The sequence below is a fragment of the Plantactinospora siamensis genome (genome assembly GCF_042434095.1).
Lineage (GTDB): Bacteria > Actinomycetota > Actinomycetes > Mycobacteriales > Micromonosporaceae > KBS50.
On the sequence record NZ_JBHLUE010000007.1, the window covers coordinates 60,354 to 86,144 of the forward strand.

Below are 25,791 nucleotides of genomic sequence, written 5' to 3' on the forward strand. Positions count from 1 at the left end.
CCGGGCCCGACCCGGCTACTCGGGGAAGCGGAGCACCACCAGCGCCTGGTCGTCCTCGGTGGCCGGGAGCCGGTCCATCACCACCGTGGCCACCGCGTCGGCGGTGCGGCCGGCCGCCTCGGTGAGCACCGCCCCCAGCGCGGCCACCCCGGCCGGGTAGTCCCGTTGGCGCAGCTCCACCAGGCCGTCGGTGAAGGCGACCAGCAGGTCGCCGGGCCCGGCCGACAGCACCGTCGGCGGGACCGTCTCCTGCACCAGACCGAACGGCAGCGACCGGGCGGTGCCGACCGGTTCGGCGTGCTCGCCGCGGCGCACCCACAACGGGTGCGGGTGGCCGGCCCGCACCACCTCGACCCGGCGCCGGTCCGGGTCGACCAGCATGATGAGGCAGGTGCCCAGGAAGGCCCGGCCGAGCAGCTCGGTCACCCGGGCGAAGACCTCACCCAGCGGGACGCCCAGCATGATCAGGGTCCGCACCACGGTCCGCAGCTGGGCCATGTCGGCCGCGGCCTCCACCTGGTGCCCGACCACGTCGCCCACCACCACGGCCAACCGGCCGCCGTCGACGGGGATGAGGTCGTACCAGTCGCCGCCGAGGTTGAGCCCGGTCATCGCCGGCCGGTAGCGCACCGCCACGTCGAGCCCGGGCGGCGGTTCGCCGACCGTGTCGAACAGCCGGCCGGCCAGCCGGCTCACCAGGTCGTGCTCGGCGGCGGCCAGCCGGACCCGCTCGAGGGCCTGCTCGCAGAGGTCGGCGACGGTGTCCAGCACGGCCAGGTCGGTGGCCCGGAACGGCCGGGCCCGGGACCAGCCCAGGCCGAGGGCCGCGATCGGGCGCCGCCCGACGTCCAGCAGCGGCAGCGCCACGGTCGTCACCAGGCCGCCGTCCCCCGAGGTGTCGACCAGGCCCGGGTAGCGCCGGCGGAACGCCTCCCGGTCCGCCAGCACGATCCGCTCCCCGGTGCGCAGGCACTCGGCGATCGGTCGCGGGTCGTCGATGGTCATCCCGCGGTACGGGTCGGCCAGTCCCGACGGCACCGAGCCCTGGTGGCACAGTCGCACCCGCCGGCCGCCCTCGCGGACCAGCAGCCCGGGCTCGACCGCGCCCAGCACCGGCGGCACGGCCGCCAGGATGGCCTCGATCGCCTCCGGCACCGTCCGGGCGGTGCTGAGCCGGGCCGCCAGGTCGGCCGTGGCCCGGGTGGACCGGATCAGCTCGGCCCGCTGCAGCGCCTGGCTGGCCAGCCCGGCCGAGGTGGCCAGCAGGCTGTCCAGCGCGTCGTCCCGGCGCACCGGCACGGCCCAGTCGAGCTGCATGGCGCCCAGCGGGGTGCCGTCGGCATGGTGCAGCGGCACGCAGATCCCGCGAACCAGGGCGGGCGCCCCCGGTCCCGCCGGCTCCCCCGGCTCGGTCGGCTCCCCCGGCTCGGTCGGCTCGCCCGGTTCTGCCGGCTCGGCCGGGTCCGGCAGCACGCGGTTCTCCCGCACCACGGCGGTCAGCGCCAGGTCGGCGTCGAGGTCCAGCCGCTCGTGCACGACGTCGCCGGTCGGGTCGGCGCAGCGCACCGCGTGCAGCGTGGGCTGACCCGGCTCGGCCACCGCGATCCGTACCTCGCGCGCCAGGAACACCGCCCGGAGGTGCCCGGCGATGGTCCGCAGGATCTCGTCGGGGGCCTGTGCCGTGCTGAGGTCCCCGGCGAACCGGGCCAGCGCCTCGGCCCGGCGCAGGGTCCGCCGCCGCTCGGCCTCCGCCAGCCGCTCGGCGGTGAGGTCGGTGGCGTACGCGAGCCAGTGCAGCGGCTCGCGGACCAGGGCCACCACCCCGATCAGCACCGGCACCGGATGGCCGTCGCGGTGCCGGTACTCCTTCGCGTACGCCTGCGCGCGGCCGGTGTCGGCGAGCTCCTTGAGGGCCTCCGCGTCCGCCTCCTCGAACCCCGGCGGGGTGAGTTCCGGCCAGCTCAGCCGGCCCGCGGCGACGTCGTCGCGGTCGTACCCCAGCAGGGCCAGGAACGCGTCGTTGGCCTCGGTGATCCGCTCCCCCACCCCGCCGAAGACGGCGAGCACGTCGGCCGAGGCGAGCCGCTCGTACCGGGCCCGCTCGGCGCCGAGCGCCTCCCGCAGCCGGGTCCGCTCGCTGACGTCCACGACGGTGCAGCCGACCCCGATGGTGGTCTGCGGTCGCCCACCGCCGTGGGCCGGCGGCTCGGCCAGCCGGATCGGGAAATAGCTGGCCACCACGTGCTGGATCCGGTCCGGCTGCCGCTCGTCGGGCAACGAGAACTCGACGCCGCTGATTCCGCCATCGGTCAGCGCCTCCCGCATCAGCGCGGCCACCCGGTCGCCGATCAGCGGCAGCACCTCGGCCGGGGTGCGTCCCAGGTGCTCCGCCTCGGTGCGCCCGTTCAGCGCGGCCAGCGCCGGGTTGACGTACTGGAATCGCAGGTCGGTGTCCACCCAGCCGAAGCCGACCGGGGAGCTGGCCAGCATGGCCTCGCTGATGGCCGCGGTCCGGCCGGCGGCCTGCTCGGCCGTGACCAGGTCCTGCACGTCGGTGAACGTGCCGAGCCACTCGACGATCCGGCCCCGCTCGTCCCGCAGCGCCGTGCTGCGGGCGGCCACGTGCCGGTACCGCCCGCTGGCCGCGTGCCAGATCCGGAAGCTGGACCGGTAGATCCGGGCGCCGGCGTCCAGCGCCTCACCCCAGGCCCGGCGGACCCGGTCGAGGTCGTCCGGATGGATCACGCTGGACCAGCCGTCGCCGGCGTACTCCGGCCAGCTCTGGCCCGTGTACGCCTCCCAGGATCGCTGGGCCGCGGTGACCCGCCCGTCGGCGTCGGTGGTCCAGATGATCGCCGCGGACGCCTCGACCAGCGCGCGGAACCGCCGGTCGGGGTCGACGGGCCCGGCCACGCCGCCGGCACCACCCTCGCCCGGTCGCGGCATCGGTCGGGCGTCGCTCACACCGGCGACCTCCACCCGCTGGCCGGCTCTGGACACCGGCACCGTACCACCGTGCCGGAGCCGGGCCACCTGCCCGAACGGCGCGGAATTGCGATGGTGGCCGGGCGGCGGCTTGTGGCAGGGTGCCCGGATGACCGAGGACTACCGGGAGCTCAACCGGGCGATGTGGGACGAGCGGGCGCCGGTGCACGCGGCGTCGCGGGATTACGGCCTCCGCCGGTACGTGCAGGACCCGGAACGGCTCAGCGACGTGGTCAGCTTCGACCGGCCGCGCCTGGGTGAGGTGGCCGGGCTGCGCGGCGTACACCTGCAGTGCCACCTGGGCACCGACACGCTGTCGCTGGCCCGGCTCGGCGCCCGGATGACCGGGCTGGACTTCTCCGCCGCGTCACTCGCCCAGGCCCGCAAGCTGGCCGCCGAGTGCGGCGCCGAGATCGAGTACGTGCAGGCGGATGTCTACGCGGCGGTCGAGGTCCTCGGCGCCGGCGGGTTCGACCTGGTCTACACCGGCGTCGGCGCGCTGTGCTGGCTGCCGGACATCCGCCGCTGGGCCGAGGTGGTCGCCGGGCTGCTCCGCCCGGGCGGCCGGCTGCACCTGCGGGAGGGCCACCCGGTGCTGTGGGCGCTGCCGGACCCCCGCCCGGACGGGCTGGTCGCGCTGGAGTACCCGTACTTCGAGCGGGCCGAGGGCACGGTCTGGGAGGAGGACGGCACGTACGTCGACACCGACCACCGCTTCACCAACACCCGCTCGGTGGAGTGGAACCACGGCCTCGGCGAGGTGGTCACCGCGCTGCTGGACGCCGGCATGACGCTCACCGCCCTGGTCGAGCACGACAGCGTGCCCTGGGAGGCGCTGCCCGGCCAGATGGAGCGGGTCGAGCACGGCGAATGGCGGCTGGCGGACCGCCCGTGGCGGCTGCCGCACACGTACACGCTGCAGGCCGTCCGGCGCTGAGCCGGCCACCCTGTGCGATCCTTGCGGGGTGACCCCCGAGGACCTCAGGCACCTGCGCCGGGCGCGTGACCTCATCGACCGCGAGTACGACCGCCCGCTCGACGTGCCGGCCATGGCCCGCACCGCGCTGATGTCGCCGGGGCACTTCTCCCGCCAGTTCCGCGCCGTGTACGGCGAGACCCCGTACTCCTACCTGATGACCCGGCGGATCGAGCGGGCCAAGGCGCTGCTGCGCCGGGGCGACCTGTCCGTCACCGACGTCTGCATGGCGGTGGGCGCCACCTCGCTGGGCTCGTTCAGCGCCCGGTTCGCCGAGCTGGTCGGGGAGAGTCCCAGCGCGTACCGGGCCCGCAACCACAGCGCGCTCGCCCCCGTGCCGGCCTGCTGGGCCAAGTTGGTGACCCGGCCCAGCCGGCATGCCGGCGCCGCGAGCCAACCCGGCCCGGTAGCGTCCTGAGCCATGGAGCTGAACCTGCACTACACGTTCCTCGAGGTCGACGACCACGACGCGGCGCTCGCGTTCTACCGCGACACGCTCGGCTTCGAGGTGCGCCAGGACGTGGCCATGGAGGGGGCTCGCTGGCTGACCGTGGGGCCCCGGACCCAGCCGGAGCTGGGCATCGTGCTGCAGTCCGTGGGCGCGGGCCGGTCGGCCGGTGACGCGGAGGCGCTGCGCGCGCTGCTGGCCAAGGGGGCGCTGTCCGGCCTCGTCCTGGCGACCGACGACGTGGACACGCTGTTCGAGAAGGTCGCGGCGAGCGGGGCCGAGGTGCTCCAGGAGCCGATGGACCAGCCGTACGGGGTGCGCGACTGCGCGTTCCGGGACCCGGCCGGCAACCAGGTGCGGATCAACCAGCCGGCCCGGGCCTGAGCCGCCGCTGCCTTTGCCGCATCGATGGCCGCGGAGCGGGGTACTCGACCGGTATGCGCCTGACGAACACCCTCGGAGCCACCCTCGCGGTGGCGGCCACGGCCGCGGCGGGTTCGGCCGCCACCGCGCCCGCCTCCCGGTGGTACCGCTCCCTCGACAAGCCGCGCTGGCAGCCGCCGCCGGCCGCCTTTCCGGCGGTGTGGACCCCGCTGTACGGCCTGATCGCGCTGGCCGGCGCCCGGGCGCTGAACCGGACACAGGGCGCCGAACGGGCGGGTTTCGCTTGGACGTACGGCGCCGACCTGCTGCTGAACGCGGGCTGGACGGCGCTGTTCTTCCGGGCCCGCCGCCCGCGGCTGGCGCTCGCCGAGCTGGCCGCGCTGAACGCGGCCAACCTCGCCCTGACGACCCGGGCCTGGCGGGCCGACCGGGTGGCCGGGGCGGCGCTGCTGCCGTACGTGGCCTGGACCGGCTTCGCCACCGCGCTGAACGCGGCCATCGCGGCCCGGAATCCGGGGCGGTGAGCTGTGACCAGCGTCGCTGTGCGCGAGATCGCCCCGTGGCCTGCGATACACCGCCGTGCTTCCGTGCCGCGGCGGACGTACTGTTTGTCCCGTAGTCGTCGGGGACCGGAGATCAAAAGATGAGCACGAAACCGCAACGCCGGCACCACGTGGTCGTGGTCGGAGCGGGGTTCGGTGGCCTGTTCGCCACCAAGGCCCTGCGCAACGCGCCCGTGGACATCACGCTGATCAACGGCACGGCCCAGCACCTGTTCCAGCCGCTGCTCTACCAGGTGGCCACGGGCATCCTGTCCGAGGGCGAGATCGCGCCGCCGATCCGGGAGATCCTGCGCAAGCAGGACAACGTCGAGGTGCTGATGGGCACCGTCACGTCCGTGGATGTGGACGCGAGGACGGTGACCGCCGAGGCGCCCGGCACCTCCTACAAGGTGGAGTACGACAGCCTCATCGTGGCGGCCGGCGCCTCCCAGTCCTACTTCGGCAACGACCAGTTCGCCGAGTACGCGCCGGGCATGAAGAGCATCGACGACGCGCTCGAGCTGCGCGGCCGGATCTTCGGCGCGTTCGAGCTGGCCGAGCTGGAGTCCGACCCGGAGCTGATCGACCGGTGGCTCACCTTCGTGGTGGTCGGCGCCGGTCCGACCGGCGTGGAGATGGCCGGGCAGATCGCCGAGCTGGCGCACCGGACCCTGCCGAAGCAGTTCCGGCGGATCGACACCCGGCGGGCCCGGGTGATCCTGCTGGACGCCCTCGACGCGGTGCTGCCGAGCTTCGGCGACCACCTCTCCACGCACGCCCTGCGCCAGCTGCACCGGCTCGGCGTCGAGGTGGAGCTGGGCAACAAGGTGGTCGGGGTGGACGACACCGGCATCGAGGTGGAGACGCCACGCGGGCACCAGCGGATCCCGTCGATGACCAAGATCTGGGCGGCCGGGGTGGCCGCTCCCCCACTGGCCCGGCAGTTGGCCGAGGTGGCCGGCGCCGAGATCGACCGGGCCGGCCGGATCAAGGTCAACCCGGACTGCACCCTGCCGGGACACCCGGAGATCTTCGCGGTGGGCGACATGATGGCGCTGGACCGGCTGCCCGGGGTGGCCCAGGTGGCCATCCAGAGCGGCCGGCACGCGGCCGACCAGATCCGCCGCCGGCTGCGCGGCAAGCCGACCGGCCAGCCGTTCCACTACTTCGACAAGGGCAGCATGGCGACCATCTCCCGGTTCTCGGCGGTGGCCAGCGTCGGCAAGCTCCGGTTCAGCGGCCTGATCGGCTGGCTGATGTGGCTGGTCGTGCACCTGTTCTACCTGGTCGGGTTCAAGAACCGGCTGACCACCGTGCTGCACTGGGCGGTCAGCTTCATCGGCCGGGGCCGGTCCGAGCGGGTGGCCACGTTCCAGCAGGTCTTCGCGCGGCGGGCGCTGCGCCAGGTGGGCCCCGGGCTGATCCGGTTCGGCGACCGCGATTCGCGCGGCGTGGACGAGCCGCTCCGGCGCGGCCGGGTGACCGATCCGCAGGACGCCGGCGCCGCGGCGCCGCACACCGACGAGGCGGACCAGGCCGCCCCGCTGGCCCGGGAGGGCCGGCCCGGCGAGGCCAGCGCGCTGCGCCGCTGACCAGCAACACGACGAAGGGGGTCCGCGCCGGTCGGCGCGGACCCCCTTCGCGTCAGGCCCGGGCGGCGTCCATGGCCTTCTTCAGGGCCTTCGGCGCGGTCGGCTTGCGCGGCGCCTTCTCCCGCATCACCAGCATGGTGGCCCCGAGCTCCTGCAGGTCGTTGCGGCCCATCCCCGCCCGCACCTGCGGGAACCAGTCCTGTTCCTCCTCCTCCATGTGGTGCGTGACGTTCTCGATCAGCACGGTGACCTTGGCGTCGTACCGCTCGTCGCCCGGGTCCATCCCGGCGAGCTCGAAGCAGAGCACGTCGGCCACGTGGTGCTCCTCGTAGGACTCCAGGACGTCGTCCTCCAGGTCCGGCAGCCGCTTGCGGACCTCCGGATACATGCACTCGTTCTCCAGGTACGTGTGCACGGTGAGCAGCTCCAGGATCTGCTGCACGAGCTTGGCCTTGGTCTTCGCGGCGTTCTCGCCGGCCTGCTCGAACGACCTGAACAGCTGGCGCAGCTCCTTGTGGTCGTCCTTGAGCAGCACAATCGCGTCGGTGGACACCGGTTACCTCCCGATCGGGTGACGTGCGACGCCCGTACCCGAGCGGTCATCCCGGCAAACGAGCGCCGCCACGGCTCGGGCGGCGCACTGATCGCTCAATCGAAATCTTTTGGATGTTCGGCCCCTGTTCGACGGGTTGCCGTCCTGTTCGGATGCCAGGAGCGGTAATTGCCGAACGACAAGGAGGCTCCGTGCGCACACCATCCCGTGCGACGGCGGGTACCACCGTGATGCTGGTGGCGGCCGCACTCGTGCTGACCACCGGGACGGGCGGGCAGGCCGAACCCGGCCATCCGGCCCGAACCCAACCCGACACGGTACGCATCGACGGCTCCCACGACAGGACACAGGACAACCGAACCGGGTTGGTGGCGCCGACCACCCACCAGCGGGACCGGGCCGCCGGCCTCGGCGCCCGGGCCCGATGGAACAGCTTCGGCACCCCCGCCACCCTCACCGCGCCGGACCGGCCGCTGGCCACCGGCCTGCCCGCCGACCCGGCCCGGGCCGCCCGGGCGTACGTGGCCGCCAACCGGGATCTGCTGGGCCTCACCGCCCGCGGCGCCGACGCGCTGGAGCAGCTCGCGGTGGTGCCGATGGGCGAGGGCGCGGCCGTGCTGTTCCGGCAGCGCTTCGGCGACCTGCCGGCCGCGGTGGACGGCATGCTCGCCGTCGGCCTGCGCAAGGGCGAGGTCTGGTACGTCAGCTCCTCGCTCGCGCCCGACGCCGCGGCGCCGCAGCCGGCCACCCTCAGCCGGGCCGACGCCGAGCGGGCGGCCGTGCGGGACGCGGCCACCGCCACCCCGGCCACCGTGCTGCGCAGCCGGCTGGTGGCCGTGCCGACGCCGGACCGCGGCGCCCGGACCGCCTACGAGGTGGTGCTGGGCGCGGACCTGACCGGCGCCCAGCCCACGGCCCTGAGCACCTATGTCGACGCCCGGGACGGCTCGGTGCTGCTCCGGGAGGACCTGGTCGACTCCGAGCACGACAGCGACCCGGCCGACAACCCGAGCTGGGCGGTCTACCCGAACTCGCCGCCCAAGGACTACTCCTCGGCCGACCGGCGCACCCGGTGGTGCTTCAACCGGGCGCACGGCTGCGACGAGACGCTGGCCAGCGCGGCCTCCCCGCTGCCCTGGGACGTGGACCCGGCCACCGGTCGGTCCACCCAGACCACCCGGGGCAACAACGCCATCGCGGTGCACAACTGGTTCAGCAACGACCCGTACTCGGTCGGCACCGAGACCGCCACCCCGCGGCCGGACCGGCAGTACGTCTACCCCTGGACCAACCAGTGGCACGACTCCGGGTGCAGCCCGGACGCGTTCACCACGCCGCAGCGCAACGACATCGACGCGGCCCGGGCGAACCTGTTCGCCATGCACAACCGGATGCACGACTGGTCCTACCACCTCGGGTTCACCGAGGCGCTGTGGAACATGCAGGACGACACGTTCGGCCGCGGCGGCACGGGCGGCGACCACGAGCAGGGCAACGCCCAGGCCGGCGGGGTGAGCGGCGGCCCGCCGAACTTCGAGGCGCGGGACAACGCCAACCAGATCACCCCCGGCGACGGCATCCCGCCGACCACCAACATGTACCTCTGGCAGTCGATCGCCGGCTCGTTCTACGCCCCCTGCGTGGACGGCGACTACGACATGTCGGTGATCGGCCACGAGTACAGCCACGCCATCACCAACCGGATGATCGCCGGCCCGGACAGCGGCTTCAGCTCGCCGCAGGGCATGAGCGAGAGCTGGTCCGACCAGCTGGCCATGGAGTACCTGCACGAGTACGGCTATGCCGCGCCGGGCCGTCGCGGGTTCACCGAGGGCGAGTACGTGACCGGGGACCCGAAGGCCGGGATCCGCAACTACAACATGAGCGACAGCCCGCTCAACTACAGCGCCATCGACTACGACTTCGTCGGGCTGCAGGTGCACGCCTCCGGCGAGGTGTGGACGGCCACCAACTACGACATCCGGGACGCCATGCTGCGCCGGTACGGCGACGCCGGGTCGGCCGTGCAGCGCGCGTGCGCCAACGGCGAGCGGCCGGTGCAGCGCTGCCCCGGCAACCGGCGCTGGATCCAGCTGGTGTTCGACTCGTTCCCGCTGCTGACCGCGAACCGGATCAGCATGGTCGACTCCCGGGACGCCATGCTGGCCGCCGACCGGATCCGGTTCGGTGGGGCCAACCAGGACCTGCTGTGGAACGCCTTCGCCAAGCGCGGTCTGGGCGAGGCGGCCGCCAGCAACGGGTACAACGACGCGGACCCGACGCCGAGCTTCGCCTCCCCGTACGCCCGGGAGGCGACCGTCCGGTTCAACCCGGTCGGTCCGGGCGGACCGGTGCCGGGCGCTCAGCTGTTCGTGGGCGACTACCAGGCCCGGGCCGTGCCGGTGGCCGACACCGATCCGGCGACCCCGCTGACCGGCGAGGTCGCGCTGGTGCCCGGCCGGTACGACTTCGTGGTCCGGGCGCCCGGCTACGGGCACGTCCGGATCGGGCCGGTCACGATCCGCGCCGGGGAGCACCGGACGCTGCCGGTGCGGATGTGGCCGAATGTGGCCTCCACCGCGGCCGGCGCCACCGTCAGCGGTGACGGGATCAACCTCGACCAGATCGCCGACGACAACGAGGCCACCAACTGGGCCTCGCTGGGCGCGCCGGTGGCCGGCCGGGGCGTGACGGTCGCGCTGGCCGGCGGCGCCACCCAGGTACGCCGGGTGCAGGTGAGCGCCATGCTGCGGCCGGCGGACCCGACCAACCCGGACAGCGGCACGCAGAGCCGGTTCTCGGCGCTGCGGCAGTTCCGGGTGCTGGCCTGCACGGCCCGGGCCGGGGTGGACTGCACCGATCCGGCCGACTTCCGGGTGGCGTACACCAGCCCGGCCGACGCCTTCCCGTCCGGGCAGCCCCGGCCGCGGGCGCCGGAGCTGATCATCCGTTCGTTCGACATCCCCCGCACCACGGCGTCGCACCTGCGGCTCGAGGTGGTCACCAACCAGTGCACCGGCGCACCCGCGTACGCCGGGGAGCGGGACAACGACCCGCGGGCCGCCACGGACTGCTCCACCGCGAGCCTGCAGGCCCGCAACGTCCGGGTCGCCGAGTTCCAGGCGTTCGCGCACTGACGGCGCGCTGACGGAACACCGGGTGGGGCCGGTCGGCATCGTGCCGGCCGGCCCTTCCCGCGTGGTCCCGAGCTGCCGCCGGGGATCCGGGTCGGCTCGCCGGCTCAGTCCTGCGGGACGTACGCCACGGCGATCTCGGACCGCAGCGTCCAGCCAAGCGTCTGGTACAGCCGGCGACCGTCATCGGTGGCGACCAGGATGCCGGTGCCCAGCCCGCTGCGGGCCGCATGGTCGCTCAGCGCCCGCATGACGCTCGCGCCGAGGCCGCGACGCCGATGCGCCGGATGTGTCTGCACCTGGTCGACGATGGCGCACCCGCCGGCCGGCGCCATCCGCCCGCAGGCGGCCGTGCCGCCGTCACCGTCGACGACCGTGGCGACGACGACCGCACAGTCGAGCGCGACCCGGATCCGGTACGGCGGCGGCGGATCGGCGACGCCGACGGTGAGCCGGGCGGTCATCAGGTGGCCGCTGCTGTCCATGGTCCAGCCGGCGGGCAGCGCGCCGCGCAGCTCGGCGGCGCGTCCGGCGGCCTTGATCCAGGTCCCGGGGGCGGTGACCCGCCGGGCAAGCGCCGAAAGCCGTCCGCTGTCCCAGGTGTGCAGCACGTACCGGACCCGGTGGCCCGGCCGGCCCACGTCGGCCCGGAATCCCCCCGGGACCTCCACGGGGCTGGGAACACCGCGCGAGACGGCCCACCCGCGACCCCACGACATGACCACGTCGGGGAGGGCATCCGCGGCGCCCCGGGCGGACGGTCCGGCAGCCTCCGGGAGCGGCCGGGCCGCGGGTTTCTCGATCATCACAGGCATTATTGCAAAACATGTGCAACAAGGCCACGGGCCGGCTCCGGCCCGCGCTGTTACGACACGGTTACCCGGCTGCGAAGTGGCGGTGGCGCGCGGCGGTGACCGTGGGCGGTGAGCGGACCACCGGGTCCGCGCACGGGAGGGCATGATGAGAATCACGAGGGCATTGCTGGCCACGCTGGTGGCGGCCGGCACGCTGCTGGCCGGCGGGTCGATCGCCGCGGCCGCCGCGCGGGTGGCGCCGGCGGCCCGGCTCGTCCCGGCCGCCGCGCAGGTGGCGGCCACCGCCACGCCGTACTGCGGGATCACCTGGGGCAGCGCCGACAAGTCCGGCGGCGCGCTGGCCACGGCGCCGCTGATCGAGGTACGCGCCGGCCAGCAGGACTGCTACGACCGGTTGGTCTTCGAGATCGACGGTCCGGCCAACGGCTACCGGGTGCGCTACGGCGAGGCGTACACCCAGGGCCAGGGGTTGGCGCTGTCGCCGTACACGGCCGGCGGGGCGGTGCTGGAGGTGACGCTGCTCGACCCGGTGGCCGACCCGAACACCGGCACCGTGCGGTATCCGGCCAGCACCGGCGCGCACCCGCTCAACCTGCTCGGCTACCAGACGCTGCGGGACGTGGTGTACGGCGGCAGCTCGGAGGGCTACACGACGTTCGCCGTGGGCGTGCGGGACCGGCTGCCGTTCCGGGTGACCGTGCTGACCGGACCGGGCACGCACAGCCGGATCGTGCTCGACGTGGCGCACCGGTGGCAATAGGACCGACACCCCGGCGCCACCGGTCGGTGGAGGGGCTGGCGGGGCGGACGATGCCCCGCCGGCCCGTCCGGCGTTACCGTTCCTCATGGACGGTCACGTGCTCGTGGTTGAGGACGACCCGTCGATCCGCGAGGTGACCGCGATCGGGCTGCGCCGGTCGGGCTTCCGGGTGAGCGCCAGCGGCGACGGCCGCTCGGCGTTGGAGCGCTGGCGCGCCGGCGGCGTCGACCTGATCGTCCTCGATGTGATGCTGCCCGGCCTGGACGGGCTCGAGGTGTGTCGGGAGGTGCGCCGGACCAGCGGCGTACCCATCCTCATGGTGACCGCGCGCACCGACACCGTCGACGTGGTGGCGGGTCTGGAGTGCGGCGCCGACGACTACCTGCGCAAGCCGTTCGAGCCGGCCGAGCTGGTCGCCCGGGTGCGCGCCCTGCTGCGCCGCGGCAGCGTGCCGGAGGAGGAGCCGGTGCTGCGGGCCGGCGGGCTGGAGATCGACCCGGGACGGTACGCCGTCCGCCGGGCGGGCCGGGACGTCCCGCTCACCGCCACCGAGTTCCGGCTGCTGCTGGAACTGGCCCGCCGGCCCGGCCGGGTGTTCACCCGGGAGCTGCTGCTGGACCGGGTCTGGGGCTACCCGTACCTCGGCGACTCGCGGCTGGTGGACGTCGCCGTGCAGCGGCTGCGGGCCAAGATCGAGACCGATCCGGCCCGGCCGGCGCTGATCCGCACGGTCCGGGGCGTCGGCTACAAGCTCGACGAGCGCTGAGGCGTACCGGTGTCCGCCGTGACCGACCGCCCGGGCCAGCAGCCGGACCGGCCCGCGCCGCCGGCCCGGGGCCGGGCGGCCGCCACGGGAACCGTGCCGCCCGGCCGGTTCCGCCGTCGGCTCACCGTGGCGTTCGTGCTGGTGGCGGGGATCGCCGCGGCGCTGCTGGCGGTCGGGTCGTACCTGTTGGTCCGGCAGGCCCGGCTGGCCGACTCGCTCGACCAGGCCGGCACCGAGCTGCGCTACCAGCTGGTGCTGGCCGGGCAGTTCCTGCCGCTGGACGACGCCCGCAGCGCCGAGCTGCTGAACTCGTTCGAGGGCAGCGGCCAGCACGTGCTGCTGGCCACCGGCGCTTCCGGTGGCGGGCCGAGCGGCACTCCCGCCGGGCCGGGCAGCGCCCCCGGGCCGGGTTTCACCGCCCCGGCCGGCGGTCTCGCCGCCGCTGCCGGCGCCGGGGCGCCGGTGCCGTCCAACCCGGACGTCAACCCGGGGCTCGCGCCCCGGTTGCGGTCCCTGGTCGGCGCCGGGCAGCTCGGGTACGAACGCAGCGCCGACCGGCTGATCGTCGGCGGACGGATCCCGGGCTCGGCGGCCGAGCTCTACGTCGTACACCCGGAGGACCGGATCCGGCGCGACCTGGCACAGCTGCGCTATGCGCTGCTGGCCGGCTGGCTGCTGGTGCTGGTGCTGGCCGCCGCCGTCGGCCACGCCCTTGCCCGGCGGACCCTCGAACCCGTCGGCCGGGCCAGCCGGGCGGCCCGGGCGATCGCCGAGGGGTTGCTCTCGACCCGCCTGCCGGTGACCGGACGGGACGAGTTCGGCGCCTGGGCCCTGTCGTTCAACCAGATGGCCGACGCGTTGCAGGACCAGCTGGCGGCGCTGGCCGCCGCCCAGCGCCGGGAACGCCGGTTCACCTCCGATGTGGCGCACGAGCTGCGTACCCCCGTCACCGCGCTGGTGGGCGCGGCGGCGCTGCTGCGCGACCGCCTCGACGAGCTGCCGGACGAGCTGCGCCGGCCCGCGCAGCTGCTGGCGGGCGACGCCGTCCGGCTGCGCCGCCTGGTCGAGGACCTGATGGAGATCTCCCGGCTGGACGCCGGGCGCGAGCCCGTCGCGGCGTCCCCGGTGGACCTGCTGGCCGCGGTGACGGCGCTCGTGGCCGCCCGCGGCTGGACGGACCGGGTACGCGTCACCGGCCGACCGACCGTGCGCCACACCGACCCCCGGCGGCTGGAACGGGTGCTGGCCAACCTGGTGGCCAACGCCGTGGAGCACGGCGGCCGCGACGTGGTGGTGACCGTCGAGGGCGCCGGGCCGGGCGCCACCGTCACGGTCGCCGACGGCGGTCCGGGCATTCCGGCCGAGCACCTGCCGCACCTGTTCGACCGCTTCTACAAGGCCGATCCGGCGCGCACCGGCCCGGGCAGCGGACTGGGGCTGGCCATCGCCCGGGAGAACGCCCGGCTGCTCGGCGCCACCCTGACCCTGGACAGCCGGCCCGGCGCGGGCACCCGGGCCCGGGTGGACCTGCCACCGGCCCCGCCCGCGCTCCCGGTGCCGCCGGGGCCTCCTGCGTCGGCCGCTCTCTCGGCGTCACCCGCGCCGACGGCGCCGGACTCCCCGGCCCCGTCCGATCCGGCAGGGTCGTCCAATCCGGCGGGGTCACCCGGGCGGCCGGCGCGGCCGGCGGACAGCGCCGGCGGATCGGGGGCGTGATGCGGCGGCCGGCGTTTCTCCTGGTCCCGGCGGTCCTGCTGGCGACGGCCGGCTGCGCGCCCAGCGTGGGATCGCTGGGGCCGGCCCCCACCGCCCCGCCGGCGTCCCCGACCGGGACGGCGTCCCCGGCGGCCACCCCCGCCCCGGCCATCACGGCCACCGCCGGCCCCGGCGGGTCGGCCGGCCCGGCCCCGGCTCCGCCATCGTCGCCGGTCACCTACCCCGCTACGGGCCCGAGCCGGAGCGACACCCTCACGCTCGAGCTGTGGTACGTCCACGACGGACGGTTGGAGCCGACCCGCCGGGTCCGGCCGGCCGCCCCGGCCACCTCCCGGCTCACCCTCGCCGAGCTGGCCGCCGGGCCGACCCCGGCCGAGGCGGCCGCGGGGCTGGGCACCTCGGTGCCGACGGGCATCGCCATCGCCGGCCTCGCCGGCCGGGTGGAGACGCTGACCGTGACCGCCGGCTTCGACAACGGGGGCACGGCGACGGTACGGCTGCGCCAGGCGCAGGTCGTGTACAGCCTCACCCAGTTCCCCACCGTCGACCGGGTGGTGTTCCGCCGGGCCGGCCGCCCCGACTCGCCGGCGCTGGACCGGACCGACTTCGCGGATCTGCTGCCGCCGATCGTGGTGACCGCGCCGGGAATCGGGGAGACCGTGCCGAACCCGGTGACGGTGACCGGCACCGCGGACGTCTTCGAGGCGACCGTCAACGTGCGCATCCTGGACGCGGCCGGCCGGCAGCTGGCGGCCGGCTTCACGGTGGCGAGCTGCGGCAGTGGCTGCCGCGGCGACTACCGGCTGACGCTCGGCTACCGGCTGCCGCCCCGCGCCGCCGCGGGCGGCCGCACCTCGCCGGCCAGTGACCCCGCGGCGGGCGGTGAACCGGTGGCGGGCGGTCCCCCGGCGGGCGGCGGTTCCCCGGCGGCGGACGCTCTCCGGGCCGGCAGCGGCTCCACGGCGGGCCGGATCGAGGTCTTCGAGGTGTCGGCCCGGGACGGCAGCCGGGTCAACCTGGTGTCGCGGCCCGTCCGGCTCACCGGGTCGTAGCCGGCGGTCGCGACGGCCCACCGGGTCGTGGCCCGCGGTCACGGCGGCCGACCGGGTCGTCGCCGGCGGTCGCGGCGGGTCGCCCCGGCGGGCCCGGGCGACCGTACGCTCAGGGCGCGGTGACCCGGTAGATCGCCCCGGCCACGTCGTCGCTGACGTACACGGCCCGGTCGGGGCCCTGCACGGCCATCACCGGCCGACCCCAGCGCGAGCCGTCCCGGTCCTGGAAACCCGTCAGCAGGGTCTGCTGCGGGCCGAGACTGCCGGAACGCCAGGCGAAGAACGACACCTCCGGCGCTCGCGGTGGGTTGCGGTTCCAGGAGCCGTGGATCCCGACCAGGGCGCCCGGGCCATATCCGCCCGCCAGCCCCGGCGAGGTCGCGAAGCTCAGCCCCAGCGGCGCCGAGTGCGCCCCCATGCCCTGCTCGACCGGTGGCAGCGCCCCGCAGTCGAGCTTCCCGCCGTCGCGGTTGTGCTGGATGTCCCGCACGAACGGCCGCCAGCTGTAGCTCAGCGGCGAGTCCTTCGCGCCGGGCCGCACGTCCGGGTCCGGATTGCAGTACGGCCAGCCGAGGTCACGCCCCTGCGTCAACCGGGCCAGCGGCTCGAGCGGATGGTCGTTGACGTACGCCTGCATGACCCGGCCCTGGTCCGACCTGCCGTCGCCGTCGTAGTCCCCCGGGTCCGGATATTCGACGTTGTCGCGGTTGTTGACCGCGGTCCACACTCCGCCGTTGGGATCGACCGCGAGCCCCGTGCCGTTGCGTACGCCGCGCGTGAAGACCGCGGGCTTCCCGCCGCCCGCCGGCACCCGCAGGATGGCCGCCCGCTGGGGGTCCGTATCCCGGTCCCGGGCCGACACGTTCCCGGTCGAGCCGATCGAGAAGTAGAGCGCGCCGTCCTTGCCGACAACGACGCTCTTGAGGGCGTGCGCGTAGGCGCCGTGCAGCTCGGGGCTCTTGGCGTCGGGCAGCCCGTCGACCACGACCCGCCGGCCCGAGACGGCCCCGGCCCGGTACGTGAACGCGTCGATCCGGTCGCTCTCGGCCACGTAGAGCGTGTCGCCGGCGAACGCCAACCCGTGCGGCTGGTTCAATCCGTCGACCAGGGTGCGCTGGCTCGGCGCCGAGTCGCCCCGACCCGGTACGAGCTCGACCACGTCGCCCGCCTTGGGCCGGGAGACCAGCAGCCGCCCGTCCGGGGTCCAGGCCAGCAGCCGGGCGCCGGGCGTCCGGGCCCAGACGGTGACCGTCCAGCCGGGCGGCGCCTGAAGCCGCCGCGGCTGGTCGAAGGGCGCCGCGCCGGTGTCGGCGAGCGGACGTACGGCCGTCTCCGCCAGCGCCGCCACCCCCGCGGAGGCCGCGGTCGGGTGCGGCGGCGGGGTGGCCCGGGGGTTGGGCACCGGAGGGGCCGGCTGGTCGGCGGAGCACGCCGCCAGGGTGAGCGCCAGCCCCGCGGCCGCCGTCGCGCGCACGAACGTGTTCATGGGTACGTTTCTACCCGCCGGCCGCCGAGCTACCGCGGCCGGCGGCAGGCCGCCCGTCACCAGGTTGACCAACGTCCCTGGGCGGCACAGCCGGTTCGGCCTGCGGGTGGCGGTGTCGCGACGGGCGCAGCCGACGATCCGGCCGGGCGCAGCCGACGATCCGGTCCGTTCGTGCGCCATCCGAAACGCCTGGTCGGAGGCTTGGCCGTCGGGCCGTTTGGTCGTACGCCGGTGCAAGCGTATGAGGCGTGACGGGGGAGTTCCAGGCGGTGGCGGCGCATGCCGGCGCGTGCGTGTCGGCGTCGACGTGGCCGCTGGCGGACGTGGCGCTGACGGTCGCGCTGGACGAGGTGCAGGTGGCGCTGCGGCGGCTGGTGGTGGCACGCCTGGCGTTGGTGCGGGAGGTCGACGGCCGCGGCCTGGCCGCCGCCCAGGGCGCCTCGTCGACGGCCGCATGGCTGCGGGATCGGTTGCGGATCCCGGCCGGGGAGGCGCGCCGGCTGGTGACCGACGCGTCCTGGTTGGACGCCGACGCCGCGGCATCCGGTCTGGCTCCGCTGCCCTACCCGCAGAACGCCGGTCCGGACGGCGGCACCGGCCCAGACGGCGATCCCGGTCCGGGCGGCGGGTCCGGTCCGGGCGGCGGCACCAGCCCAGACGGCGATCCCGGTCCGGGCGGCGGGTCCGGTCCGGGCGGCGGTACCGGCCCGGGCGGCGATCCCGGCCCGGGCGGCGATCCCGGTCCGGGCGGCGGCGGTCGCGGTGCAGACGGCGGTGGCCATGCCGCGGACAACCGCGACCGCCCGGACGACGATGCCGGACCGGACCGTGACCTTGTCATGACGTCGGGCGCGGCCGGATGCGGCGCGACGGCGGCGGGTCCGGTGCTCCGGGCGGCTGTGGCGGCCGGCGGGGTGAGCATGGAGCAGGCGCGGATCGTCGCCGCCGCCGTCGAGGGAGTCCGGCGGGAGGCCGGCGTGGAGGTGGCCGGCAAGGCGCTGCGGATGCTCCTGGACCAGGCCCATACGCTGGAGCCGAGGGCGTTGCGGATCTGCGCCGAGCGGATCCTGTGGCATGTTGCCCCCGACGCGGCCGAGGAGGCCGACCGACGGGCATTGCGCCGGCAGGACGCCGCGATGGAACGGCGTCGTGACGTGACCCTTTCGGTGACCGCGGACGGCGGGGTGCGGCTGCGTGGCATGTTGGATGCCGAGACCGGATCCATGCTGATCTCCGCGCTGGATCCGCTGACCGCCCCGAACGGACCCGGGGACGACCGAGCGCCGGGGCAGCGCCGGCACGACGCCCTCGGCGAGGTGCTCCGGCTCGCCCTGCGCACCGGCGACCTGCCCCAAAACGGCGGTGAGCCACCCCAGGTCGTGATCACCGCCGGCTTCGACGCCCTGACCGGACGGCTCGGCGTCGGCGCATTGGACACCGGCCTGCGACTGTCCGCGGAGGGCGTACGCCGGCTGGCCTGTGACGCCGCGATCCTGCCCGCCGTGCTCAACGGCGGCGGGCAGGTCCTGGACGTCGGGAGGCAACGCCGGCTGTTCACCGGGGCGCTACGCCGCGCGCTGGTGCTGCGGGACCGGGGCTGTGCCTTCCCCGGCTGCGACCGGCCACCCCGCTGGTGCGACGGACACCACCTGATCAGTTGGGCCGACGGCGGCCCGACGGCGCTGCACAACGCGGTCCTGCTGTGCCGGCATCACCACACGGTGATCCACCGGGGCCGGTGGCGGGTACGGCTCGGCGCGGACGGGCATCCCGAGTTCGTGCCGCCGGCCTGGATCGATCCGGACCAGGCACCCCGCCGCAACCGCTACCCCCTGCGCTGCTGACCGGCGAAAGCCCCTCGGCTGCTCAAATTGCCGACGGTCGCCGCGCTGCGGCAGGTCGAATTCCCTCGGCGTTGGTCCCACGGCGGATCAGTGAGCCCGGCTGAGATCGATGGTGTTGCCGTCCGCATCGCGTACGCACGAGGTGCGCGGCTTCCACGCGAAGTCCCGGGGCGGATGGACCTCCGCGGCGCCGGCGCGCAACGCGCGGTCGTGCGCGGCGTCGACGTCGTCGACGAGCAGCCCGAACCGGGTACCGCGGCGGTCGGGCGCATCAGCCGCGCGCTCCTCCAGGGTGAGCAGGAAGAACCGATCGCTGCCGTACGTCCCGAACTGCAGCGATGAGATCGACTCGTTGAACACGAGGTCGAACGCGGTCCGATAGAACTCCGCCGCCCGCGGGACGTCCGCCACGGCGATCCTGAGCTGCACCGGCCGGACGGGCTGGGCCGCCGGCAGCACGGTGTCCCGCTCGATGAACTCCTCGACGGCGACGATCCGCTGCGACACCTCGCGCAGCTGGGCGACCAGTCGGCCGAGATGGGCGTCCAGCGCCGACCGGACCTCCCCGGGCGGGCGTCCCAGCACCGCACGAAGCTCGCCGATCGGCACGCCGACGGCACGCAGCCGGCAGATGAGCCGGGCGTCGTCGACCTGGCCCGGTGCGTAGCTGCGATAGCCGGTGTCCGGGTCGACCCGGGCGGGCCGGAAGAGTTCGATCTGGTCGTAGTGCCGCAGCGCCGGAATCGTGAGGCCGGTCGCCGCGGCGAACGCGCCGATGGTCAGCAGGTCGTCTTCGTTCACGCCATCAGGATCGATCCTCAGGCTGCCGGAGAGTCAACCCGCCAGCGAGTCGGCCGGAGCGGCTGCCGGATTGCCGGGCAGCACGGCACGGCGAACCACCCGGCCGGGTCAGGGCGCGGGCCAGCCGGCCAGGCCGATGACCTCGGCGGCGATCTCGGTGACGGTACGGCCGTCGGTCGGGACCCGGTGCACCCAGTCGGCGACAACCTCGTCCAGCTCGCGGGCCGCCAACGCGCTCCGCTCGACGTGCCGGCGCAGCGCCGTGCCGATCTCCCGCCGGGCCAGCCGCTCGGCGGCGGTGGTGTCGCCCGCGGTCAGCAGCACGGCCGTCACGCGCGGGTCGTCGCCCATCGCCGCGGACAGCTCGTCGATCACCCGCACGCTCGCGGTGTTGGTATAGACCAGCCGGCGGTAGCCGAGCCGCCGGTAGTTGCCCCACATGGCCGCCAGGTTGCGCTCGGCCAGCTTGTGCTCCCATGGCGCCGGGTATGCCTGGTCCAGGTTGTCGCCCTCGATGAGGCAGTGCCGTACGCCGGCCACCGACAGCTGCTCGTGGATCTCGGCGGCCACGCTGGTCTTGCCCACCCCGGACCGGCCGCCCAGGAACAGCGCCTCGGTCGGCGCGCCGCCAGGTTCGCCGTTCAGTCCGCCAGCACCCTCTCGATGGCCGCCACGACCTGAGGGTCCTCGGGCTCGACGGGCGGGGCGAACCGGGCGACCACCTTGCCGTCGCCGTCGACCAGGAACTTCTCGAAGTTCCACCGGATGTCGCCGGTGTGCCCCTCGGCGTCGGGGGTGTCCACCAAGGCCCCGTACAGCGGGTGCCGTCCGGCCCCGTTGACCTCGACCTTCTCGGTCAGCGGGAAGGTCACCCCGTAGTTGCTGCTGCCGAACTCGGCGATCTCCGCCGGGCTGCCCGGCTCCTGCCCACCGAACTGGTTGCACGGCACCCCGACGATCGTGAGCTCGGGGTACCGCTCCGCCAGCCGCACGAGGCCGGCGTACTGCGGGGTCAGGCCGCACTGCGACGCGACGTTGACGATGAGCGCGGGCCGCCCCCGGTGCCGCCCGAGCTCATCCGCGTCGCCGGCCAGGGACGAAATACCGATGTCGTACACGGACATGGCGCCAAGCCTACGGCCCAGCCGGGGCCTTTGTGCAACGGACGGCCCGGGTGCCGGGCCGCCAGCCCGTCAGGAGGGACCGTGTGAGCTGGCGACGGCCGCCATCAGGGCGATCCGCCGGTCCCGCTGCCGCCGGCTCAGCAGCGCGAAGCAGGCGGCCAGCACCACCAGCTCGGACCAGCTCCCGGCGGTCTCGACCCGCACCGCGCCGCGGGAGAGCCGGACCGTACGCAGCTCGATCGACCCTGCCGGGCCGGTGAGCGTGCCGCGGTAGCCGCTCAGCGACCGCCGCAGTTCCCACCGCCCGGTCGCCGCGCCCGGCGAGGCCGGCGAGGCCGCGCCGCGCGGTGCGGCCGGCGCGCCGCTGGCGGCCGGCCAACCTGCCGACCCCGCCCCCGCCGCGCCGGTCGGGGCTGGCACGCCGGTCGGGGCTGGCACGCCGGTCCGGGCCGGCACGCCGGGCAGCCGGGCCGTGGGCGGTTCAAGGAGCATCCCGGGTACGCCGTCCGGGCCGGCGACCGTCCGACGGCACCGCCGGTCGCGGGTGTGGGCCAGCCAGGTGCCGTCCGGGCCGGTCAGCTCGGCGGAGGTGAGCCGCCGGCCGCCGCGGAGCCGGCCCACGATCCGCTCCGACTCGTCGATCAGGCTCCACTCGCACCGTCCGGTGCGGCGCAGTGTCATGGTCGCCATGGCGTGCTCCCGTCGCTGGTCCCGACCGTCGGTCGTCGGTCGTCGGTCGTCGGTCGTCGGAGCGACCATAGGCCGGGCCGACCGCCGAGATCATCGGTCCGCGGTCGGATCTCGCCCGCCCGCCTGGTCCGCGCGGCCGAGGCCGACTCGGCCGCGAGATGGAGCCGCCGGGCCGCGCGGACCGCCGCAGGACGAGCCGCCAGCCGCCGCCCGGCCAGCCCGGCGCGAGCCGGAGGCACCGGACCGCCCGTTACCTTTTTGATCGTCCCCAGCCCGCCGGAAGCCACCGAGCCGCCGCCCGACCAGCCGGCGCGCCACGCGAGCGTCGCGGCGCGGACCGGCAACCCGAGCGCCGCCGCGGCGGCGGCCACCGAGCTCGGCGGGGCGGAGCGGCCGGTCACCCGCGGCGGGCGACGTGCAGCAGGTATTCGCGCCGGTCCAGCGGGTTGCGGTCCGACCTCGGCCGGGTGGGCGCCGGGCCGCGGACCGGGCGGTAGTGGTCGAAGCCCGCCTCCAGCAGGCCCTCGCCGCGGGTCAGCCCGGGCAACCGCAGCTCCAGGTCGTGCACCCGGGCGGCCGGTACGAGGCCGTCGATCACGTACGACCGGCCGTGCGGCTCGGATCCGCGCGGCACGGCGTCCAGCCGGGACAGCGCCGGCAGCACCGCCCCGAGCAGGTCGGCCGGGATCTCCAGGCGGAACCGGTGCATCGGCTCGTACACCCGGGTGCCGGCCCGGCGCAGCGCGGCCATCAGCACGAGCGGGGTGACGTTGCGGAAGTCCCCGGCCGTGCTGGACATGCTCTTGTCGAAGGTGGCGTGCGCGTGGCTCTGCCGGGCCCAGTAGCCGGACCGGGTCAGCGTGACCCGGCAGTCGGGCACGGCCCAGCCGGACAGGCCCTGACCGAGGGTCTCCCGGACCGTCTCCTCGATCGCCCGCAGGAAGGCCAGCGGCAACGAGCCCAGCTCGATCTCGTACCCGAACTCGACGCCGCCGCCGACCGGCGCGGGCGCCACCCGCAGCCCCACGGTCGCGAGGAACGGGTTGGCGTCCGTGCCGATCACCTCGACCGCCGTGCCGGTGCCCAGCAGGCGCTCGACGCAGATGGTGGTGGACTCCCGGAACGTCACCTCGACGCCGTACTCGGCTGCCAGGGTCGCCCCGATGACCTCCTTCTGCACCTCGCCGTACAGCGATACGGAGATCTCCTGCCGCAGGTCGTCCTGCCGCAGGTTGATCAACGGGTCCTGCTCGGCCAGCTGGGTGAGGGCGGCGTGCGCCGCGCCCCGGTCGCTCTGGCGTACCGGCACCACCACCGTCTCCAGCGACGGCGGCGCGAACCGGTGCCCGGCGGCGGACGGCGAGCCCCGGTCCGGCTCGCCGGCCGGGCGGCCGGAGCCGGGTCCGGAGCCAGGTCCGGAGCCGGGTCCAGAACCAGGTCCGGAGCCAGGTCCGGAATCGGGTCCGGAGCCGGGTCCGGAGCCGGGTCCGGACGCCGGCCGGCGCTCGCCGGCGAGGTCGAGCGGGTCGCCCACGCGGAGCCCGCCGAGGCCCCATACCCGGCCGATCCGGCCGGCCGGCAACGCGTCGGCCCGGGCCGTCGTACCGTCGTCGAAGACCTCGATGCCGGTCACCCGGTCGCGGTCGGGGCCCACCCGGTCGCGCAGCCGCAGCGTCCCGGCGGTCATCCGGACGTACGCGATCCGCTCCCCCGCCGGGCCGCGCTCCACCTTGAACACGGTGCCGGCGGCCGGCGCCGCCGGGTCGCCGGCGGTGGCCGGCAGCAGCTCGGGGATGGCCGCCAGCAGCTCCTCGGCGCCAGCGCCGGTGATGGCCGAGCCGAACAGCACCGGGTGCACGGCCGCCCGCCGGCTCTGCGCGGCGAGCGCGGCCCGCAGCCGCGGGTAGGACACCGCGGCCGGATCGGTCACGTAGTCGGTGAGCAGGGCGTCGTCCCGGTCGGCCAGCGCGTCCAGCAGCCGGGCCGCGAACCGCCGGTCATCCCGGGGGTACGGCCGGTACGCGGCGTCCGGGCGGCCGGCGGCGGAGACGGCGCCGAGCGCCACGACCGCCGGGGTGAGCTGCTCGGCGAGGGCCGGGACCAGCTCGCCGCCCCGGGCGCCGGCGCGGTCGATCTTGTTGACGAAGATCAGGGTGGGCACACCGAGCCGGCGCAGCGTCCGCATGAGCAGCCGGGTGTGCGCCTGGACGCCCTCGACCGCGGACACCACCAGGACGGCCCCGTCGAGGACGCCGAGAGCCCGTTCCACCTCGGCGATGAAGTCCGGGTGGCCGGGGGTGTCGATGAGGTTGACCAGCACGCCGCCGATCCGGAACGACACCACGGCGGACCGGATGGTGATGCCGCGTTGGCGTTCCAGGGCCAGCGTGTCGGTGCGGGTGTTGCCGTCGTCGACGCTGCCGAGCTCGTCGATGGCGCCGGCGGCGTACAGCAGCCGCTCGGTCAGGCTGGTCTTACCGGCGTCGACGTGCGCCAGGATCCCCAGGTTGAGGGTGCGTTCCACGCGTGCTGTCCTTCGGGTAGTTGGCCATTCCCTTCTGGTCGGACAGGCACGCTGCACGCATCTCGGATATCCCCTTCGGTCTCTTCCTGGCGGTCCGGGCAAGTACACCAGGCGGGCCGCCGGGCCGGCAAAGCAATTTCGACCCCGTCAGCCGGCCGGATCCGCCGGCGCCGGCGCCGGCGGTAGCTGGTCCGCCGCGGGATCCGGCTGCGCGGGCACCGGCGGCGTCGGGTCCGCCGGCGCAGTCGCGCGCGCCGGCAGGTGGACCTCGATCTCCACCAGCGGGCTGCTGGTGCCGCGGTCGTCGCGGACGGTCAACGCCGCCAGATGGCCGCGGGTGGTCTGCCGCCAGCCCAGCCGTTCCAGCGCGGCCCGGTCGGTCTCGGCCGGCAGCACGGCGGTCACGGTCGACCTGGACCACGAGTTCTCGTCGGTCGGCAGCGGGCGCCCGTCGAGCAGCACCTGGTTGAAGGCGCTGTTCACCGGGCGGCCCTCGGCCAGGAACCCGTCCCCGCCGATCACGATCCGCCGGTCGACCCCCAGCACCACCCGCATGGGCGTGACGGCGGTGATGACCGGCGCCAGCCCGCTCTCCAGCTGCTTCTTCACCAGGTACGCGGTGGTGGAGACCCCGGACAGGGCCAGCAGCGTGGCCGGGATCGTGGGCAGCCCGCGGCCCGGGTCGACGGCGCTGGTGGTGGCGAAGCTGACGAAGAAGTAGAGCAGGGCGATCGCGTTGAAGCCGAAATATTGCAGGTCCAGCAGGTCGGTCTCGCCGGCGTCGTTGCTCACCGTCTCGGCCAGGCCGCGCGCCACCCCGGGCCGGGCCGTCGGCGGCGCCTTGAGCAGCTGCTGGGACACCACCTTGCCGGTGGTGATGCCCTGCGCCGCCACCGCGCCCGCCACCGGCAGGCCCAGCAGCGCCACGTACTCCGGGCGGAAGCCCGCGGCGAGGAAGGCGGCGAACGCGTCGCCGTACCGGCCGCCGCTGGTGGGCGCCAGTGGCGTGCGGCCGAGCACCACCATGTAGACGAGCACGAACAGCACCGCGTACGTCCACAGCGCGGCCTGGAGCTTGCTGGTCGAGGCCCGCCCGTCGGCGCCCACCACCAGCGACTTGAGCCCGGCGCGGCGGACCTTCACCACCGCGGCCGTGTGCTCGGCGGCGGCGCTGATCGCCACCCGGCCGGCGGCGACGATGTCGGCGGCGACCGGATCCCGGTCGGCGGCCCGGGCCCGCCGGGCCAGCTCGGCGGCGTGCGTCCGGGCCGCCTCGGCCCGCTGGGCCGCCACCCGCGCGGTCCGCTCGGCCGGCTCCGGATCCTGCCGGCGGACCAGCCGGTCCAGCACCAGGGTGAGGGCGAGCAGCACCCAACCGGCGAACAGGGCGGACCAGGCGGGGGTGAAGACGAAGCGGCGGCCCGGCGCGGCCAGCACCACCCAGACCAGCCCGACGCCGGTGAGGCCGCACAGCCCCAGCCCCAGCCCGTGCCACAGCCGCGTCATCCGCCCCACGCCGCACCCCTCCCCTGGCCGCTTGCCACCCTGCCGGTGATCGCCCGCGCGGTCCATCTCGCCGTCCGGAAACCGACACCGACC

At 75.3% G+C, this 25,791-nt stretch carries 21 protein-coding genes; 11 read left to right on the forward strand and 10 right to left on the reverse strand.

The window, feature by feature from the left end; all coding sequences use genetic code 11:
- Window positions 1-15 precede the first annotated feature (15 nt).
- Window positions 16-3,006: a SpoIIE family protein phosphatase gene (locus tag ACFFHU_RS10700; RefSeq protein ID WP_377337747.1), complete on the reverse strand. Its 2,991-nt coding sequence runs from the start codon at window positions 3,004-3,006 to the stop codon at window positions 16-18.
- A gap of 88 nt (window positions 3,007-3,094) precedes the next feature.
- Between ACFFHU_RS10700 and ACFFHU_RS10705 the strand changes: the two genes are divergently transcribed.
- The 5 genes from ACFFHU_RS10705 (at window position 3,095) to ACFFHU_RS10725 (ending at window position 6,927) form a co-directional block, all read left to right on the forward strand.
- Entirely contained in the window at window positions 3,095-3,922 is an 828-nt protein-coding gene (locus ACFFHU_RS10705) for a class I SAM-dependent methyltransferase (RefSeq protein ID WP_377337748.1), read from the forward strand.
- 28 nt (window positions 3,923-3,950) lie between these two features.
- A complete protein-coding gene (locus ACFFHU_RS10710) occupies window positions 3,951-4,379 on the forward strand; it encodes a helix-turn-helix transcriptional regulator (protein WP_377337749.1) in 429 nt (142 codons plus the stop codon).
- A 3-nt stretch (window positions 4,380-4,382) separates the two neighbouring features.
- Entirely contained in the window at window positions 4,383-4,793 is a 411-nt protein-coding gene (locus ACFFHU_RS10715) for a VOC family protein (protein ID WP_377337751.1), read from the forward strand.
- A gap of 53 nt (window positions 4,794-4,846) precedes the next feature.
- Window positions 4,847-5,317 (forward strand): TspO/MBR family protein, encoded by a 471-nt coding sequence (locus ACFFHU_RS10720; RefSeq protein ID WP_377337753.1) that lies wholly within the window; start codon window positions 4,847-4,849, stop codon window positions 5,315-5,317.
- A 119-nt stretch (window positions 5,318-5,436) separates the two neighbouring features.
- A complete protein-coding gene (locus ACFFHU_RS10725; protein ID WP_377337755.1) occupies window positions 5,437-6,927 on the forward strand; it encodes an NAD(P)/FAD-dependent oxidoreductase in 1,491 nt (496 codons plus the stop codon).
- 52 nt (window positions 6,928-6,979) lie between these two features.
- Here ACFFHU_RS10725 and ACFFHU_RS10730 read toward each other — a convergent pair whose 3' ends face one another.
- Entirely contained in the window at window positions 6,980-7,480 is a 501-nt protein-coding gene (locus ACFFHU_RS10730; protein WP_377337757.1) for a hemerythrin domain-containing protein, read from the reverse strand.
- A 191-nt stretch (window positions 7,481-7,671) separates the two neighbouring features.
- On the opposite strand from ACFFHU_RS10730, the gene ACFFHU_RS10735 reads away from it, so the two are divergent.
- Window positions 7,672-10,617 (forward strand): M36 family metallopeptidase, encoded by a 2,946-nt coding sequence (locus tag ACFFHU_RS10735; RefSeq protein ID WP_377337759.1) that lies wholly within the window; start codon window positions 7,672-7,674, stop codon window positions 10,615-10,617.
- 104 nt (window positions 10,618-10,721) lie between these two features.
- On the opposite strand, the gene ACFFHU_RS10740 is transcribed toward ACFFHU_RS10735, so the two are convergent.
- The gene (locus ACFFHU_RS10740) at window positions 10,722-11,420 is read right to left on the reverse strand and encodes a GNAT family N-acetyltransferase (protein ID WP_377337761.1); all 699 of its coding nucleotides are present in this window, start codon (window positions 11,418-11,420) and stop codon (window positions 10,722-10,724) included.
- Between the two features lie 154 nt (window positions 11,421-11,574).
- On the opposite strand from ACFFHU_RS10740, the gene ACFFHU_RS10745 reads away from it, so the two are divergent.
- The 4 genes from ACFFHU_RS10745 to ACFFHU_RS10760 all read left to right on the forward strand — a co-directional run bounded on the left by ACFFHU_RS10745 (window position 11,575) and on the right by ACFFHU_RS10760 (window position 15,723).
- Complete coding sequence (locus ACFFHU_RS10745; RefSeq protein ID WP_377337763.1) at window positions 11,575-12,189, forward strand: AMIN-like domain-containing (lipo)protein; 615 nt, start codon at window positions 11,575-11,577, stop codon at window positions 12,187-12,189.
- A gap of 85 nt (window positions 12,190-12,274) precedes the next feature.
- Window positions 12,275-12,955: a response regulator gene (locus ACFFHU_RS10750; protein ID WP_377337765.1), complete on the forward strand. Its 681-nt coding sequence runs from the start codon at window positions 12,275-12,277 to the stop codon at window positions 12,953-12,955.
- A gap of 9 nt (window positions 12,956-12,964) precedes the next feature.
- On the forward strand, window positions 12,965-14,671 hold the full coding sequence (locus ACFFHU_RS10755) for an ATP-binding protein (protein WP_377337767.1): 1,707 nt from the start codon (window positions 12,965-12,967) through the stop codon (window positions 14,669-14,671).
- Window positions 14,671-15,723 (forward strand): Gmad2 immunoglobulin-like domain-containing protein, encoded by a 1,053-nt coding sequence (locus ACFFHU_RS10760; RefSeq protein ID WP_377337804.1) that lies wholly within the window; start codon window positions 14,671-14,673, stop codon window positions 15,721-15,723. The genes ACFFHU_RS10755 and ACFFHU_RS10760 overlap by 1 nt, the downstream gene beginning before the upstream one ends.
- A gap of 109 nt (window positions 15,724-15,832) precedes the next feature.
- On the opposite strand, the gene ACFFHU_RS10765 is transcribed toward ACFFHU_RS10760, so the two are convergent.
- Entirely contained in the window at window positions 15,833-17,209 is a 1,377-nt protein-coding gene (locus ACFFHU_RS10765; RefSeq protein ID WP_377337769.1) for a PQQ-dependent sugar dehydrogenase, read from the reverse strand.
- A 248-nt stretch (window positions 17,210-17,457) separates the two neighbouring features.
- Here ACFFHU_RS10765 and ACFFHU_RS10770 point away from each other — a divergent pair, with 248 nt between their 5' ends.
- A complete protein-coding gene (locus ACFFHU_RS10770; RefSeq protein WP_377337771.1) occupies window positions 17,458-19,053 on the forward strand; it encodes an HNH endonuclease signature motif containing protein in 1,596 nt (531 codons plus the stop codon).
- 87 nt (window positions 19,054-19,140) lie between these two features.
- On the opposite strand, the gene ACFFHU_RS10775 is transcribed toward ACFFHU_RS10770, so the two are convergent.
- From ACFFHU_RS10775 to ACFFHU_RS10800, 6 genes are all read right to left on the reverse strand, one after another.
- Window positions 19,141-19,854, reverse strand: a complete 714-nt coding sequence (locus ACFFHU_RS10775) for a MerR family transcriptional regulator (protein WP_377337773.1) — start codon at window positions 19,852-19,854, stop codon at window positions 19,141-19,143.
- 108 nt (window positions 19,855-19,962) lie between these two features.
- Entirely contained in the window at window positions 19,963-20,439 is a 477-nt protein-coding gene (locus tag ACFFHU_RS10780) for a hypothetical protein (RefSeq protein ID WP_377337775.1), read from the reverse strand.
- A 56-nt stretch (window positions 20,440-20,495) separates the two neighbouring features.
- Window positions 20,496-20,978 carry a glutathione peroxidase gene (locus ACFFHU_RS10785; RefSeq protein WP_377337777.1) on the reverse strand — a complete coding sequence of 161 codons (483 nt, stop codon included), beginning with the start codon at window positions 20,976-20,978 and terminating at the stop codon, window positions 20,496-20,498.
- 69 nt (window positions 20,979-21,047) lie between these two features.
- Entirely contained in the window at window positions 21,048-21,668 is a 621-nt protein-coding gene (locus ACFFHU_RS10790) for a hypothetical protein (RefSeq protein ID WP_377337779.1), read from the reverse strand.
- 397 nt (window positions 21,669-22,065) lie between these two features.
- Entirely contained in the window at window positions 22,066-24,192 is a 2,127-nt protein-coding gene (locus ACFFHU_RS10795) for a GTP-binding protein (RefSeq protein ID WP_377337780.1), read from the reverse strand.
- Window positions 24,193-24,339: 147 nt separating this feature from the next.
- The gene (locus tag ACFFHU_RS10800) at window positions 24,340-25,698 is read right to left on the reverse strand and encodes an IPT/TIG domain-containing protein (protein WP_377337782.1); all 1,359 of its coding nucleotides are present in this window, start codon (window positions 25,696-25,698) and stop codon (window positions 24,340-24,342) included.
- Window positions 25,699-25,791 lie beyond the last annotated feature (93 nt).

What these genes read in the sequence shown, in the direction of transcription:
- ACFFHU_RS10705 (WP_377337748.1), top strand. Translation starts at nt 3,095, where the DNA reads ATGACCGAGGACTACCGGGAGCTCAACCGGGCGATGTGGGACGAGCGG.
- ACFFHU_RS10715 (WP_377337751.1), top strand. Translation starts at nt 4,383, where the DNA reads ATGGAGCTGAACCTGCACTACACGTTCCTCGAGGTCGACGACCACGAC.
- ACFFHU_RS10720 (WP_377337753.1), top strand. Translation starts at nt 4,847, where the DNA reads ATGCGCCTGACGAACACCCTCGGAGCCACCCTCGCGGTGGCGGCCACG.
- ACFFHU_RS10725 (WP_377337755.1), top strand. Translation starts at nt 5,437, where the DNA reads ATGAGCACGAAACCGCAACGCCGGCACCACGTGGTCGTGGTCGGAGCG.
- ACFFHU_RS10740 (WP_377337761.1), bottom strand. Translation starts at nt 11,420, where the DNA reads ATGATCGAGAAACCCGCGGCCCGGCCGCTCCCGGAGGCTGCCGGACCG.
- ACFFHU_RS10745 (WP_377337763.1), top strand. Translation starts at nt 11,575, where the DNA reads ATGAGAATCACGAGGGCATTGCTGGCCACGCTGGTGGCGGCCGGCACG.
- ACFFHU_RS10750 (WP_377337765.1), top strand. Translation starts at nt 12,275, where the DNA reads ATGGACGGTCACGTGCTCGTGGTTGAGGACGACCCGTCGATCCGCGAG.
- ACFFHU_RS10760 (WP_377337804.1), top strand. Translation starts at nt 14,671, where the DNA reads ATGCGGCGGCCGGCGTTTCTCCTGGTCCCGGCGGTCCTGCTGGCGACG.
- ACFFHU_RS10765 (WP_377337769.1), bottom strand. Translation starts at nt 17,209, where the DNA reads ATGAACACGTTCGTGCGCGCGACGGCGGCCGCGGGGCTGGCGCTCACC.
- ACFFHU_RS10785 (WP_377337777.1), bottom strand. Translation starts at nt 20,978, where the DNA reads ATGTCCGTGTACGACATCGGTATTTCGTCCCTGGCCGGCGACGCGGAT.
- ACFFHU_RS10790 (WP_377337779.1), bottom strand. Translation starts at nt 21,668, where the DNA reads ATGGCGACCATGACACTGCGCCGCACCGGACGGTGCGAGTGGAGCCTG.
- ACFFHU_RS10800 (WP_377337782.1), bottom strand. Translation starts at nt 25,698, where the DNA reads ATGACGCGGCTGTGGCACGGGCTGGGGCTGGGGCTGTGCGGCCTCACC.